General features: G+C 67.1%; 13 protein-coding genes and 1 tRNA gene. All 14 read right to left on the reverse strand.

The features are described from left to right. Positions 1-123 precede the first annotated feature (123 nt). Positions 124-199: transfer RNA gene (locus Q0176_RS02565), tRNA-Asn, on the reverse strand. Between the two features lie 76 nt (positions 200-275). Further along, positions 276-809 carry a transcription elongation factor GreA gene (gene greA / locus Q0176_RS02570; protein WP_299298956.1) on the reverse strand — a complete coding sequence of 178 codons (534 nt, stop codon included), beginning with the start codon at positions 807-809 and terminating at the stop codon, positions 276-278. Positions 810-1092: 283 nt separating this feature from the next. Then, on the reverse strand, positions 1093-1926 hold the full coding sequence (locus Q0176_RS02575; protein ID WP_299298958.1) for a formate/nitrite transporter family protein: 834 nt from the start codon (positions 1924-1926) through the stop codon (positions 1093-1095). A gap of 120 nt (positions 1927-2046) precedes the next feature. Further along, positions 2047-3639 carry a peptide ABC transporter substrate-binding protein gene (locus Q0176_RS02580; protein WP_299298960.1) on the reverse strand — a complete coding sequence of 531 codons (1593 nt, stop codon included), beginning with the start codon at positions 3637-3639 and terminating at the stop codon, positions 2047-2049. A gap of 99 nt (positions 3640-3738) precedes the next feature. Next, positions 3739-4722, reverse strand: a complete 984-nt coding sequence (locus Q0176_RS02585) for an oligopeptide/dipeptide ABC transporter ATP-binding protein (RefSeq protein ID WP_366797072.1) — start codon at positions 4720-4722, stop codon at positions 3739-3741. A 2-nt stretch (positions 4723-4724) separates the two neighbouring features. Then, the gene (locus Q0176_RS02590; protein WP_299298994.1) at positions 4725-5726 is read right to left on the reverse strand and encodes an ABC transporter ATP-binding protein; all 1002 of its coding nucleotides are present in this window, start codon (positions 5724-5726) and stop codon (positions 4725-4727) included. An 82-nt stretch (positions 5727-5808) separates the two neighbouring features. Further along, entirely contained in the window at positions 5809-6765 is a 957-nt protein-coding gene (locus tag Q0176_RS02595; protein ID WP_299298964.1) for an ABC transporter permease, read from the reverse strand. Positions 6766-6867: 102 nt separating this feature from the next. Continuing rightward, the gene (locus Q0176_RS02600) at positions 6868-7785 is read right to left on the reverse strand and encodes an ABC transporter permease (protein ID WP_299298966.1); all 918 of its coding nucleotides are present in this window, start codon (positions 7783-7785) and stop codon (positions 6868-6870) included. Positions 7786-7891: 106 nt separating this feature from the next. Next, positions 7892-9262, reverse strand: coding sequence for a tRNA uridine-5-carboxymethylaminomethyl(34) synthesis GTPase MnmE (gene mnmE, locus Q0176_RS02605; RefSeq protein ID WP_299298968.1), 1371 nt, complete (start codon positions 9260-9262; stop codon positions 7892-7894). Next, positions 9246-10532, reverse strand: coding sequence for a hypothetical protein (locus Q0176_RS02610; RefSeq protein WP_299298970.1), 1287 nt, complete (start codon positions 10530-10532; stop codon positions 9246-9248). The genes mnmE and Q0176_RS02610 overlap by 17 nt, the downstream gene beginning before the upstream one ends. Before the next feature lie 161 nt (positions 10533-10693). Beyond that, entirely contained in the window at positions 10694-12310 is a 1617-nt protein-coding gene (gene cls, locus Q0176_RS02615; protein ID WP_299298972.1) for a cardiolipin synthase, read from the reverse strand. A gap of 10 nt (positions 12311-12320) precedes the next feature. Next, complete coding sequence (locus Q0176_RS02620; RefSeq protein WP_299298974.1) at positions 12321-13262, reverse strand: polysaccharide deacetylase family protein; 942 nt, start codon at positions 13260-13262, stop codon at positions 12321-12323. Next, a complete protein-coding gene (locus Q0176_RS02625; RefSeq protein ID WP_299298976.1) occupies positions 13259-14218 on the reverse strand; it encodes a formyltransferase in 960 nt (319 codons plus the stop codon). Before Q0176_RS02625 ends, Q0176_RS02620 begins: the two co-directional genes overlap by 4 nt. After that, positions 14215-15249, reverse strand: coding sequence for a glycosyltransferase (locus tag Q0176_RS02630; protein WP_299298978.1), 1035 nt, complete (start codon positions 15247-15249; stop codon positions 14215-14217). The genes Q0176_RS02625 and Q0176_RS02630 overlap by 4 nt, the downstream gene beginning before the upstream one ends. Position 15250: the final 1 nt, after the last annotated feature.

Genomic DNA, 15250 nt, shown 5'->3' on the forward strand with positions numbered 1-15250 from the left:
TTCCTCTTTTGAGGGGGTGCGAATCCGAAAAGAATGAAGGCCCCGGCAATTCGCCAAAAAAAGCGAAAGCCCCCGAACGCTCGGGGGCTTTCTGCCTTTATGGTATCCGATGATTATTTCAATTGGCTCCACGACCAGGACTCGAACCTGGAACCTAGTGGTTAACAGCCACCCGCTCTGCCGATTGAGCTATCGTGGAATATTCAACGAAGGGTACTATACACTTTCTCAAAAAAATTGTCAATGACCCTCGACTTAAACGCGTTTCCTCGAACTCAGACTTTCGCTTTCTTCCTCTCGGTCCGTTCGATCTTGACGATCTTCAGATGGCGCACCCCTTTGGGGACCTTGACATACACCTCGTCGCCCATGACGTGCCCCAGGATGGCCTGGCCGACGGGGCTCTTCTGAGAGATGTGCTGAACGGCCTGGGAGGCGTCGCCTGAGCTCGAAAGCTCCTCGGACCCCACGAGCATGTAGGTGTAACGCTTCTTCGGAGGGGAGAGTTCCTGGAGGGTGACGGTGAGGCCGATGGCCACCTTGTTCGTGTCCAGCTTCTCCTCGTCGACGATCCGGGTCTTCGCCAGCATCGTCTCCAGCTCCAGAATGCGGCTCTCCACCTTGGACTGCTCGTCCTTGGCCGCCGCATACTCCGCGTTTTCGCTGAGGTCGCCGAAGGCGCGCGCCTCCTCGAGCTGGCGGGCGACCTCCAGCCTGCGGACCGTCCTCAGATCGACGAGCTCCGCGGACAGACGCTCGTATCCCTCCCGCGTCACCACCACTTGATTGTCGTTTTTCTTTACAGACACCCTTGCAACGCCTCCAGATCGAGATTCCCATTCAAGGCCGTGTTACGATACCCCATCCAAGATCCTGTCCGGGGGTGGGCGAACCGCGCCCCTCCGGCATGCGCCCGAGGTCGACTCGATTCGGAATGCCGCCGCCGGCGAAGAGGAAGAGCGGAACGGGGCGTATTCTATCAGCTCTCGCCCGCCGAGACAAGGGGCCGCACCGGTGCTGTCGTCCGGCCGGGAAATACCCTCCGCCCCGCATCATCGCGCCCCACGGAAGCCCCGTACCGGGACGCGAACCTCACGCCGCCCTGCGGTAGGCAAGCCAGTACGCCAGCCCGACGAAGAACGCCCCGCCCAGTATGTTCCCCAGGGTTACGGGAAGCAGGTTGGCCGAGAACATCGAGCCCCAGCCCAGGGCGTCGATCGCCTGCTGGGAGGCCCCCAGCTCCAGGGCCTTCTCCACGAAAAGCGGGTCCGCCTTGGCCAGGATGCCCGCGGGGATGTAGTACATGTTCGCTATGCTGTGCTCGAAGCCGGACGCGACGAAGAGCCATATGGGGAAGAAGATCGCCAGAATCTTTCCGGCGACGTCCCCGGCCCCGTAGGCCATCCAGACCGACAGGCAGACCAGCCAGTTGCAGAGTATCCCCATAAAGAAGGCCTTCTCGAAGGTCAGGGCCGTCTTGTAGGCCGCCAGCTTCAGGGTGAACCCGCCCAAAAGGCCCCCGGTGTACCCAAGCTGACCGGACTTCAGGACGAAGAACGCCACCAGCACGGAGCCGACCAGGTTGCCCAGGTAGACGAGACACCAGCCGCGAAGCATCGCGGGCAGGGAGATCTTCCGATCCGCCAGCGCGGCGACCATCAGGCTGTTGCCGGTGAAGAGCTCGCCGCCCGCAACGATAACCAGGATCAGTCCTGCGGCGAAGAGCGCTCCCGCAAGCGTCTTGCCCAGACCGATCGACTCGACGGTGTGGATGGCCGCGTTGGATCCCTGCGCTGCGAGCGCGATAAACCCCCCCGCAAGCACACTGAGGAGCAGTTGCTTGAAAGGGGAAAGCTCCGCCTTCTTCTGCCCCACATCGACAACATACTTTGCGATCTCCGCCGGACTCAAAAAGTTACCCTGCATCAAAAACCATCCTCCTTCCATCCTATGCGGCACAAGAACGACTCCAGGGTGCGGACGCCGTGGCCGCCCGCTAAAAAACGGCCGGACCCACCGATGGACCCAGCCGTATAGCTCTCGTCCCTATTCCACGACCTCGACGCCGCGGAAGAAGACCCAGTTGCGCGGGGAGATGTAGACGCCCTTCACGCGGGCGCTCTGCATGTAGGGGGTCGAGTAGAAGTAGAGGGGCAGCACCGGAAGGTCGCGCATCAGGATCGCCTCGGCCCTGTGCATGTCCTCCATGCGCTTGGACCGGTCCATCTGCTTGAGGGAATCCTTCATCAGGGCGTCGTACTCGGCGTTGGAGTAGTTGGCGACGTTCTCGGGAAACCCGGTCATCCACAGCTCCAGCAGGCTGCCCGCGTCGAAGAAGTCCACCAGATAGGCGTGCCGCGCGATGTCGAAGTTCTTCTGCATCCGCGTGTCGATGAACACCTTCCACTCCTCGTTGGCCAGCCCCACCTCGATGCCCAGGTTCTGCTTCCACATGGCCTGGAGCGCCTCGGCGATGGCCTTGTTGATGGGGTTCAGGTTGTACTTGTAGGTGACCTTGGGGAAGCCCTTGCCGTCCGGGTACCCGGCCTCGGCCAGCAGCTTTTTCGCCGCCTCGGGGTCGGCCCGTTCCGGCAGGAAGGCCTCGCCCTCCGCCCGGAAGTCCTTGTCGGCCCCCACGCCGGGGATACCGTAGGGGATGAACGCCACGGCCGGCTTCTGGCCGCCCATCGCGACCTTCTCCACCATCGCCGTCCGGTCGATCGCCAGAGCGAAGGCCCTTCGCACCTTCGGGTTGTCGAAGGGCGCCTTGGCGACGTTGAAGACGGAGAAGGAGGTGCCGAGGGTCGGTGCCACCTTCGCCTCGCCGCTCTGGATGAGCTGCGGCGTCATCTGCGGCGGGATCCGGTCGAGCAGGTCGATCTTCCCCGCCTTGAACGCGGCCAGGGCGGTGTTGGAGTCCGTGATCATGACCAGGCGGACCTTGTCGATCTTCACGTTGTCCGCGTCCCAGTAGTTGGGATTCTTCGTCAGGGTCAGCTCGCTGTTGTGCTTCCACTCGGACAGTACGAACGGACCGTTGCACACCAGGCTTTCGGGCTTCGTCGCCCAGCCGCGCGGGTCCTGCTCCACGACGTCCGCCCGCGCGGGGGCGAAGGCGTAGAAGGACAGGCAGTCCAGCATCAGGGGCGCGGGGTTCTCCAGGCGGAGCCGCAGCGTCGCGTCGTCCGGCACGTCGATGCCCACATCCTCGGATCCGGCCTTGCCGTTGAAGAACGCCTCGCCGTTCTTGAGAAAGTACGCCATGTAGGCGTTCGGGGACGCGTTCCGCGCATCCAGGAGCCGGAGCAGGCCGTAACGGAAATCCTCCGCCGTCAGGGGCTTGCCGTCCGACCACTTCAACCCCTTGCGTAGGTGGAACGTCCAGGTCATCCCATCCTCCGAGACCTCCCACCTCTCCGCGCAGCCCGGCTCCGGCGCGTCGTCGAACCCGATGCGCACCAGCCCGTCGAAGAGGTTGAAGATCACGTTCGACCCGTCCACCGCGTTGTTCCGCACCGGGTCGATCGTCTGGGGCTCGACCGCCAGGTTGAAGACGATCTCCCCCTCCGCGGCCGCGCCCGTCCCCGCCAGGAACAGCGCCGCCATCAGCGCCAGAAGACACCTCACGCTCCTTGCCATTCCGCCGTCCGCTCCTTTCGCTCGATAAGACCTCGTCCTTCTTGTTTTATTTTCTTTCAAGTTTCAAGTCGGCTGTTTTTGCCCGCCAAGCGCAGGCGCCTACGCCATCGGGCAGCCGCACAGGTGCCCCGGACGGAGCTCCCGCAGCGCCGTGTCGGCCTCGGCGCACTCCGGCCTCGCGTCGGGGCACCGCGTGTGGAACTTGCAGCCGGAGGGCGGGTTCAGGGGGCTCGGTATCTCGCCCGACAGGGAGATGCGCCGCCGCGCGTCGGAAAGGTCCGGGTCCGGGATGGGGATGGCCGAGAGCAGCGAGCGGGTGTAGGGGTGCTGCGGGTTGTTGTAGAGCTCTCCGCTCTCCGCCAACTCCACGATGTTGCCCAGGTACATCACCGCGATGCGGTCGCTGATGTGCTTCACCATCGAGAGGTCGTGCGCTATGAACAGGTAGGTGAGTCCCAGCTCGTCCTGAAGGTCCTCCAGCATGTTGACGATCTGGGCCTGGATGGAGACGTCGAGCGCCGAGATCGGCTCGTCGCAGACGATGAACTCGGGCTCCACGGCCAGGGCCCGGGCAATCCCGATCCTCTGGCGCTGGCCGCCGCTGAACTCGTGCGGATAGCGGTTGGCGTGCTCGCTGTTCAGGCCCACCATGCGCAGCAAATGCCGGACCCGGTCGGCCCGCTCATCCCTGGGAAAGCCGTGGATGACCATCGGCTCCATCACGATGTCGCCCACCGTCATGCGCGGGTTCAGCGAGGCGTAGGGGTCCTGGAAGATCATCTGCATCCGCTTGCGCCACGGCAGCATCCCGTGCTGCGACAGATGGGAGATGTCCTGCCCCATGAAGCGGACCGAACCGCCCGTGGGCTCGTAGAGCCTGACGATGGTACGGCCCGTCGTGGTCTTGCCGCAGCCGGATTCCCCCACCAGCCCCAGGGTCTCCCCGGCGCGGATGTCGAAGGACACCCCGTCGACCGAGCGCACCGTCCCGCCCGGGACGGCGAAGTGCTTCGCCAGGTCCCGAACCTCGAGAAGGGCCGTCTCCGACCCGGTCCCCCGTCCGGCCGCCGTCCTCTCCGTCATCGTCATCTCCCCACCTCCGAGCCCGGCCGGGCCAGGAGCCAGCAGGACGCGCTGTGCGAGTCCGAGAGGCTCGTCCGCTGCGGCGGGTACTCCATGCAGATGCGCATCGTCTCAGGGCAGCGCGCGGCGTAGGGACAGCCGGAGGGCGGGTTCAGCAGGTCCGGAGGCTGCCCCTCGATGGGGATCAGACGCTTCTTCGTCAGCTCGTCCGGGTTGGGGACCGACCTCAGGAGCCCGCGGGTGTAGGGATGCGCCGGGGCGTAAAAGACGTCGCGCCGGGTTCCCCGCTCTACAATGCGCCCGCCGTACATGACGAGCACCCGGTCGGCCATGCCCGCGATCACCCCCAGGTCGTGGGTGATCAGGACGATCGACGTGCCGAACTGCCCCTGAAGCTCCTTCATCAGGTCCAGGATCTGGGCCTGGACGGTGACGTCCAGGGCCGTCGTCGGTTCGTCGGCGATCAGCAGGTCGGGATGGCACATCAGCGCCATGGCGATCATGATGCGCTGCCGCTGCCCGCCGCTGAACTGGTGCGGGTACTGGCCGATACGGTGCTCCGCGGGCTCGATGCCCACGCGGCGCAGCATCTCGAGCGCGCGCTTCCGCCGCTCGGCGGCCGGGCCGCTTCCGTGGCGCCGAAGCGGTTCCTCGAGCTGATAGCCGATGGTGAGCACGGGGTTCAGGCTCGTCATGGGGTCCTGAAAGATCATGGAGATGCGCCGTCCCCGCAGGTCGGCCATCCGCCGTTCGGGGACCTCCGTCAGCTCGGTCCCGTCGAAGACGATGCTCCCGCCCACGACGCGCCCCGAAGTCCCGAGCAGGCGCAGCAGCGACAGCATGGTCACGCTCTTGCCGCTCCCGGACTCGCCGACGATCCCCAGCACCTCGCCCCGCCTCAGCTCGAAGGACACCCCGCCAACCGCCTTCACCTCCCCAACCGGGGTGAAAAAGGAGGTGCGCAGGTCCTCCACCCGCAGAAGGGCGTCCTTGTCCGCCGTCATGTTTTCCTCCGTCGTCCTCACATCCATCGTCATATTGTCCGTCGTCACGGCGTCCGCCCTCTCTCCCCCCAAGGGAGGCCGGCTACTTCCTCAGGCGCGGGTCCAGCGCGTCGCGCAGGCCGTCGCCCAGGAAATTGAAGGCCAGAATGGTGACCGAGATCGCGGCGGCCGGGAAGAAGAGCTGCCACGGATAGATGGCCAGAGCGCCGATCGCGTCGTTGCACAGCACGCCCCAGCTCGCCATCGGAGCGCTGACCCCCAGGCCGACGAAGCTCAGGAACGCCTCGGTGAAGATGGCCTGAGGGATGGAGAAGGTGAGCGTCACCAGGATGGGCCCCATCGCGTTGGGGATGAGGTGCCGCAGCAGCATCCGAGCGCCGGAGGCCCCCAGGACCCGGGCGGCCAGAACGAACTCCTCGTTCTTGATCCGCATGACCTCGGACCTCACGATACGGGCCATGGAGGCCCAGTAGGAGATGCCAAGCGTCAGGAAGATGCTCTTCAGACCCGGCCCCACGACGACCATCAGAAGGATGACGTAGATCATCAGCGGGACGCTGTGGATGGTGTCGACGACGCGCATCATGAAGTTGTCCGTCCGTCCCCCGACGAAGCCGGAGACGCCGCCGTAGATCACGCCGATCGTCAGGTTGATGAGGCTCGCGACGAACCCGACCGCCAGGGATATCCGCGCCCCGTAGAGCACGCGGACGAGAAGGTCGCGCCCGAACATGTCCGTCCCGAACCAGTGCTTCAGGCTGGGCAGCTCGTTGGACTCCATGAAGTTCTGCGTGTCGTAGGCGTAGGGCGAAAGCCACGGCCCGACGACGGCCAGCAGCAGGATGAGCAGGATCGCCGCCCCGCCCAGCAGGGCCAGCCGGTCCCGCTTCAGGCGACGCCAGGCGTCCTGCCAATAGCTCTGCGAGGGACGCACGAACTCCGAGCCCTGCTTCTCCGCGGCGCCGACCGGCTCGAACAGGGCGGGGTCGCTCAGGTCCGGGACCGCCGGCAGGGTGGTGGCGCCGTTAAAGGCGTTCATCGTGTTTCCCCCTTCATTCATTCGACATTTCAATACGATGATTCGATCGATGGCCAGTGACGGCGAGGCGGATTCATGGCCTCGCTCCCCCCGCGGCGCGCGCTAGTGCAGCTTGATCCGCGGGTCGACGAACCCGAGGCAGATGTCCACGACCAGGTTCAGGAAGACCAGCAGCGCGCTGTAGAAGATGGTGACCCCCATGATGGTGGTGTAGTCGCGGTTGGAGATGCTGGTGACGAAGAACGTCCCCAGCCCCGGCACGCCGAAGACCTGCTCCACGACGAAACTGCCGGTGAGGATTCCTGCGGCGAGCGGCCCCAGGTAGGTGATCACCGGGATGATGGCGTTGCGCAGCGCATGGATGTAGACGACCGTGCGCTCTCGAAGCCCCTTGGAATGCGCGGTGCGGATGTAGTCCTGCTGGATGACCTCCAGCATACTGGAGCGCGTCAGGCGGGAGATGAAGGCCGTGGGGTACCCCGCCAGCGTCAGGGCGGGGAGGACGGCCGTGGGCAGCCCCTCCCAGAAGCCCACCGTCACCCAGCCCCATCGGTAGGCGAAGAGGTAGACCAGGGTCGTCGCGATGACGAAATTTGGAATGGTGATGCCCAGCGTCGCCAGGACCATCGCGCTGCGGTCCTGCCACCGCCCACGCCGCAGCGCGGAAACGATTCCCGCCGGGATGCCGACCGCCAGAGCCAGGGCCAGCGCCATGGAGCCCACCATCAGGGACACGGGGAAGCTGTCGCTAATGATCTTGTTGACCGTCATGCCCTCGTACCGATAGGAGGGCCCCAGGTCGAAACGGAGGACGTCCCAAAGATAGCGTCCGTACTGCACGTAAAGCGGGTCGTTCAGTCGGTAGCGTTCCATGATCTTGGCCATGATGTGCGGCGGAATGCCCTTCTCGTCCGTGAAGGGGCCGCCGGGGATGGCGCGCATCATGAAGAAGGTGAGGGTTATGACGACGAACAACGTCAACAAACTGGTCCAGATCCTCTGGAAGATGTACTTTCGCATCGTCTGCCCCCCGTCCTCGACTATGTCCGAATCGATTATATCATCATTACCCTTCCGGAAAATGCGGCCGGCCGCCCTCGCCGCGGGGCGTCCGGCCGGGAGTGGGCTACTTGCCCACGCAGAAGCGGCTGAAGACGGAGTCGAGCAGCGCGTCGTCGCAGGCGATGCCCAGAAGCCGTTCCAGGGCGTTGCGCGCACTCCCCAGGAGCCCCGCCACGACGTCCTGTCCCACCCCGTCCAGGATCGCCGCCTCCGCCTCCGTCATGGCGTTCAGGGCCTGGCGAATCTCATCCAACTGGCGGGCCGTAACGTTGAGCCCGGCGTCCAGGGACCCGTTGCCCGTAGCGATCGCGAGGATCTCCTCCTTCAGGAGCTCCAGCCCCTCGCCCGTTTTGGCCGAGAGGGAGATGACCGAGCTCTCCGGCACGATCTCCCGAATGTCGTCCTCCGTCACCGCATGGCTCTTGTCCGCCTTGTTCAGCAGGACGACATGCTCCCGAACGCTCAGGGAGCGCAGGTACTCCAGGTCCTCGCCGTCCAGGGGAACGGAGCAGTCCAGGAGCCAGAGGCAGATGTCCGCCTGCTTCAGCTCCTGTTTCGTCCGCTCGATGCCGCTGGCCTCGATCTCGTCGACCGGCGTGCGCAGCCCCGCGGTGTCCACCAGGCGGATCGGGACGCCCCGGTAGGTGATGGCCTCCTCGATGACGTCCCGCGTCGTCCCCGGCAGCGCCGTGACGATGGCCCGGGACTGCTTCAGGAGCGCGTTCAGCAGGGACGACTTTCCCACGTTCGGCCGGCCCGACAGCACGACGCGGATCCCCTCCCGCAGCAGAAGGCCCAGGGAGCAGCGGTCCAACAGGTCCTGCAGGGTCAGCTTCAGCGTTGCGGCCGCGTCGCGCAGCGACGCCTCGTCGAGGAAGGGGGCCTCTCCCTCCGGGAAGTCCAGCCCCGCCTCGAGGCTGCCCTGCAGCTCCAGGAGCTCATCCCGGATCTCCCGGACGAACTCCGAAAGCTCGCCCGAAAGCGTCCGGGCCGCCGCGCGCAGGGCCTCGGCGCTGCGCGACCGGATGATGCCCAGCACCCCCTCCGACTGGGAGAGGTCGATGCGCCCGTTGAGAAAGGCGCGCCGCGTGAACTCCCCGGGCTCCGCGAGGCGTGCCCCGCGGCGGAGCAGGGCCTCCAGGCAGAGCTGCGCCACCAGGGTGCCCCCGTGCGTATGGATCTCCACGACGTCCTCGCCCGTGTAGCTGCGCGGGGCCGCGAAGTGCACCACCAGCACCTGGTCGATGGGGCTCTCCCTGTCGTCCAGCAGGAACGCCAGCCTCATCTCGCGGGGCGGCGGAAAACCGTTCGGCCCAAAACGCAGCGTCGTCCTCGCGAGGGGCACGGCGTCGGGCCCCGACAGGCGCACGATGGCCACGCCCGCCTCCCCCCAGGCCGTGGCGATCGCCGCTATGGAATCAGAAAGCGCTTCCACGGCGCAGCACCCAGGCCTCAGCCTCGGACCGGCTGGAGACCCGGCCGGTCCCGACCGCCATATCCAGCCCGTTCAGGATCTCCCCAACCTTCCGCCCCGGGACCAGCTTCAGCAGGTCCATCACATCGCCGCCCGTGAGGAAGCGGTCCGAACCGTCCATCTGCCGTTCCGTCGACGCGAAGCGCCGCAGCACCTGCTCCAGCCGCCAGCGGTTCCCCTTCACGATGTCGATGCTCGGGAAACGCTCCGCCAGCGCGCTGCACGACGCGAACTCGAGCGTCATGCTCACGGCCTCCCGGCCGTACCGCAGCACGTCCCCGCAGAGCTCCTCCTCGGTCCGGGGCGCATGGAGCGAACGGTAGTTCATGATGATCGCGGACACCCTGTCGGCCGTGTCCGACGGGATGTTCCAGAGCCTGAGGTATCGGGAGGCGAGGTCCGTCACGGGACGGGGATCCCCGACGTCGAGCGATTTCGTCCCGACGCGGCAGAACAGCCCCGCCAGCGCAAAGGCGTCGTTTTCCCTGATCTTGTGGATTCGGAGACGGTCCTGGATGACCCGCAGCGTCGCCATGGCGTGCTCGAAAAGGGTCAGGCCCGTCCTGGGCTCGACGATGTCCTTGAGCTCCTCGAACTCGGGCAGGAAGAGGGGGAACAGGCGGTAGCCGTCGCACAGGCGGGCGAAGTCGTGGGGACAGGCGCGCATCCCCCCCAGGATCTCGCGCCCCCAGCGTTCGGGGGCCGTGCTGTGGATGAGGCCGGGGTTCGCCTCGATGAAGGTCCGGACGTCCGTCTCGGTCTTCCAGAAGATGTCCATGGACAGCTCCGCGGCGAAGCGGAGCATGCGGACGATGCGCAGGGGGTCCCGGCGCACCAGCTCGATGTCGTCCCCCGTCAGGCGTATGACCCGGTTGCGGATGTCGTGGCGGCCGCCGAAGGGATCGACCACTCCCCAGTCGCTGCGGAACGCGATGGCGTTCATGCTGAAGTCCCTGCGGGCCAGGTCCTCCTCGATCGATCCGCCCTGCAGAAGGGCGACCTCGACCGGCATGTCCAGCACCGCCGTGCGAAGCACGGGAAAGCCGCCCACGGCGCCGACCGTCCCGTTCCCCAGCCGGCCGGCCAGGGCCCCGAGGTCGCAGGGTTCCGCGGTCATGGACAGGACGTCCGGCTGGAGGTCCATCGCGATCGTCCGTGCCGTGTTCCCCACGAGCCAGGCCTTTCCCCCAGCCTCCTCCACCGCCTTCAGAGCGCTCATATAGCTTCTCATTGCGCACCTCCCGGAATGCCGAAGACTCGAATACCGCACGAGGTCCGTCTTCCCTCCGCTTAAGTTTAACCCAAAAGGAGCCGGATATCCATTCGGAAAGGGGCGATCGAAGAGATTGTACGGAACGATGCTGCGGTTCGGCTCGGATCGCCCCGCCGGAGCTACAGGAGGGCGGACCAGAGGCGCCCCACGGCGGCCTGCACCTTCCGGATGAGGGGCCTGTTCCTCCGGCCCGACAGGGACTCCTCCTCGCAAAGCTCCTGGTCGTCCAGGAAGGCGCTCTCCAGCTGGGCCGCCAGCTCCTTCGAGCGCATGAAGGCCTGCACCTCGTAGTTGATCTCCAGGCTGCGCACGTCCAGGTTCGCGGTTCCGACCGAGGCGACCTCCGAGTCCGCGACCATCGTCTTGGCGTGGACGAAGCCCCCCTTGTAGCTGAAGACGCGGACGCCGTTCCTCAGCAGCGTGTCCACGTTGAACTGCGAGGCCCAGAACACCAGGGTGTGGTCCGCCTTCGAGGGGATGATGACGCGCACGTCGACGCCGCTCCGGGCCGCGATGGACAGCGCGTTGGACAGCGTCTCGCCCGGGACGAGATAGGGCGTCGTGATCCAGACGCGCCGGCACGCCGAGGCGATCATCTGAAAATAGCCGTCCGCTATGGCCCGGAAGGTGGGGCCGGGGCCGCTGGACGCGATCTGGACCGGGACCCCTTCCACAGGGCCCTTCTTTCCATTCTCCCCGCCATTCTCCCCGCCGTCCGGCGTGGGGGACGGGGACTCCGGCCCTCCGCACTCCGTTTTACCCGCTTTCCCGCCGACGCACTGGCCCCAGAGCTCCAGGAAGACGCGGTCCAGCTCGCGGACCGCCGGCCCCTCGAGGCGCAGGTGGGTGTCGCGCCACCGGCCCATCCTGGGGTCCCGGCCCAGGTACATGTCGCCGACGTTCAGGCCCCCGACGAAGCCGACCCCGCCGTCGACCACGACGATCTTGCGGTGGTCCCGATGGTTCAGCCCGCTGCGGAACCGTGCGAAGGCCACCGGCATGAAGGCCCGGACCTGCACCCCGGCGGCCCGGAGCTCGTCGACGTACTCGCGCCCGATGCGCCAGCTCCCGACCGCGTCGTAGAGGAAACGGACCTTCACGCCCGCCCTCGCCCGATCGATCAGCAGTTTTTTTATCCGGGTCCCCAGCTCGTCGTGGGCCACGGAGAAGTACTCCATGTGGATGGTGCGGCGGGCCGAGGCCAGGGCCTCCTCGATGGCGGAGAAGGTCCGTTCCCCGTCCAGCAGAATGCGCACCGCGTTGCCTCGGGTCGGGACGGCTCCGCTCGAGACCTCCAGCAGGCGCTCCAGGCCGTCCGCCGCCTCGGGCGCAGCCCGGCCGGAGCGATTTTTCGAACGCCGGCGGGAGCTTCGGAACACGCGCCAGCGGTGCGGGACGCTCCGCACGTTTGGGCCGAAGAACAGATAGGCCGCGAGCCCGACGTAGGGGAAGAGCAGGAGCGTGAAGAGCCAGAGGTTCGCGCGGTCCGGGTTGCTCTCCTCGAAGAAGACCGTGAGCGCGGCCACGACGACGTACACGCCCAGGATCCAGTAGACGTAGCGCCGCACCTCATCCCACAGGGAACGAAGCTGTCCCCAGACCTCCTCCGAGAGCGCGAGGCCCCCCTCGACCCATCGGACCGGGGACTCCCTCAGGGACGCGAGATAGCGCCAGCAGACGAACGCCGCCAGCAGAAGGAGCGTACAGCCGACGAGGGCCCTGAGGGAGATGCGCATGGCGACCGCCTCAGCCCTCCGCGGCCTGCTGGACGGCCAACGTCCCGGCGCGCCCCGGGATCTTGCGCATGACGACCTCGGACACGGGCAGCGGTGCGGCCCCGCCGTCCGCCGTCGCCGCGGCTCCGGCCAAAACCTCGCGCAGCGTCATGAAGGCCATCTCGCCCTCCAGGCAGGCGTCCAGCAGCGCCTCGAAGACCCCGCTCATCGCGCCGCCCTCCATCTCCGTATGGATGGTGTGGACGTTCACCCCCGGCTCCAGCAGGTCCAGGTACCGGTCGTTCACGGTGTCCGCGTCCAGGCCGTCCGTCCCCCAGAGCTCGTCCAGGGTCGGGAGCGTCGAGGGGATCTGCGGGGTGCGGAACGTCGTCCCGCCCATCCGGGGCAAAAACACCCGTGGTAAAGACGGCCCCGTCCCGCGGACGTCGCTGCAATAGGCGAAGCCCAGCTCGTCCTGGACGGCCAGGGCGTCGGGCGTCGTCTGCCAGCCCGGCGCGGCGCAGCAGGCCGGGGCCGTTCCCGACACCCGCTCGAAGAGCTCCATCGAGCGCGCGAACTGCCCGCGGACGGCCTCCCGGGAGAGCGACGGCAGCCAGTCCTGCCAGAACACGTGGTCCCACGCGTGGACGCCGCAGTCGTGCCCCTCGTCCATCGCCCGGCGCAGCAGGCCGGGGTCGGACTCCACGATCATCGGCGCGGGCAGCAGCGTCCCGTAGAGGAGGGTCTTCAGCCCATAGGTCGAGGGCGCCCGGGTGCGCAGCATCTTGGAGACGAAGCCCCTTCGGAAGATGCGCCGCACGGCCTTGCCGGAGTTGTCCGGCCCCATGGAAAAGAAGATCGAGGCCCGGATGCCCCGGCGCTTCAGCATGTCCAGAAGGCGCGGCAGCCCCTCCCGGTACCCCTTCAGCGTATCGACGTCGATCTTCAGCGCCAACGCGCAGTTGTCCGTCATCTTGCAAGAACTCCCCCCAAAACGGTCCCCGCGGGAAGGAGCGGAACCGCTCCGCCCCTCCCGCCGTCCTTTTCATCGTCCGCCCCGTCGTTCTCCCATCGGGCTTCCGTCACAACCAGCGGCCCCGAGCCCGTCGCCACGGTCAGCGGCTCCGAGCGCAGGACCGTCCCCGGCGCCGCCCCGCAGGGCGCATCGGCCCCCTCCGGGACGCGGGTCCTCCACACGAAGAGCTTTCGCCCCTCCACAAAGGTGAACGCTCCCGGAAAGGGCGGAGCGACCGCCCGGACCAGGTCGTGCAGGGCGTGCGCACTCCCGGTCCAGTCCATCAGGCCGTCCGACGGCCGCCGTCTCCCGAAGGTCGTCGCCCGCGACTCGTCCTGTTCCACGCCCTCCGCGCGGCCCGCCAGAATGGCCGGCAGGCTGCGCCGCAGCACCGTGCCCGCGAGGGGAATCAGCTTCAGAAAGACGTCGTGCGCCGTGTCGTCGGGCCCTATGGGGACGGACGCCTGGTCGACGATCCGGCCGCGGTCCGCCCGCGCGGTCATGTGGTGCAGCGTCACCCCGGTCTCCGTCTCGCCGTTCAGGACGGCCCAGTTCACGCAGGCCCGGCCCCGGTAGCGGGGCAGCAGCGAGCCGTGCATGTTGAAGGCCCCGAGCGGCGCCAGGCGCAGGATCCGCTCCGGGATGAGGGAGCGGTAGTAGAACGAGAAGATCAGGTCGGGCGCGAGCGCGCGGAGGCGTTCCTCCTCCGCCCCGTCCAGACGCTCCGGGGTGAGGACGGCGAGGCCGCGGGCCCGGGCGAGGTCGGCGACGGAGTCGAACCAGCGCTCCTCCCCGGGGTCGTCCTCATGGGTATAGACCGCGGCGACCTCGACGCCCCTCTCCAGCAGCGCCCGGAGGCAGATGCAGCCGACGGAGCTGTAGGCGAAGACCACGGCACGGCGCGGCGCGCTCACTGCTCCGCCTCCCCTCTGCCGTCGTTCCCGTCACTGCCGTCCTTGGCGTCCCCGAAGCCGTAGGTCCTGCGGACCGCGTAGCGCGGGCGGCGGCGCACCTCCATGTAGACGCGCCCTACGTACTCCCCCGCGATGCCCACGCAGAAGATCGTGACGCCCATCAGCAGGAAGTTCAGCGCCAGCAGCGTGAACACCCCCTCGGCCTCGGGGCCTATCCAGAGCCTGCGGGCGAACATGTAGACGGCGAAGAGCAGGCTCAGCACGGACAGGAGCATCCCCGTCATGGTGACGGCCTGGAGCGGGACGAGCGAGAACCCCGTCATCAGGTCGAAGTTCAGGCGGATCAGGCGGAACAGGCTGTACTTGGATTTTCCGCGCTCCCGCTCGCTGTGCCCCACGTCGATCTCCACGGGGTTGACCGCGAACTTCTGGGCCAGCGCGGGGATGAAGGTCGTGCTCTCCGCGGCCTCGTTGATGATGTCGATGACGTCCCGCCGATAGCCCCGCAGCATGCAGCCGTAGTCGTGCAGGGACAGCCCCGTGATCCGGTTCGTTACCCGGTTGACGACCCGGGAGGCCGCCTTGCGGAAAAAACCGTCCCGGCGCTGGACGCGCACCGTCCCCACGACGTCGTGCCCCTCGTCGATGGCGGCCACGATGCGGGGGATCTCCTCCGGGGGGTTCTGAAGGTCCGCGTCGAGCGTGACCACGATCTCCCCCCGGGACGCCTCGAAGCCCGCCATGATCGCCATGTGCTGCCCGAAATTGCCGTTGAAGTCGATGATGCGGATCACGTCGGGCCGCAGGGCACGCTGGCGCAGCAGGAGAGGCAGCGACGCGTCCCGGCTGCCGTCGTTGATGAGGATGGCCTCGTAGGGGCGCCCCATCCCGTCCAGGACGGGGAGGAGGCGCGCGAAGAGGTCGGGGAGGCTCTCCTCCTCGTTGTAGACGGGGACGATCACCGAGACGTCCGTCTTTCCGCCGTGCGCATCGCGCGGCGCGTCCGTGTTCGAGTTCGCGTTCGATTGCATG

Source organism: uncultured Fretibacterium sp. (genome assembly GCF_938040765.1).
GTDB lineage: Bacteria > Synergistota > Synergistia > Synergistales > Aminobacteriaceae > CAJPSE01.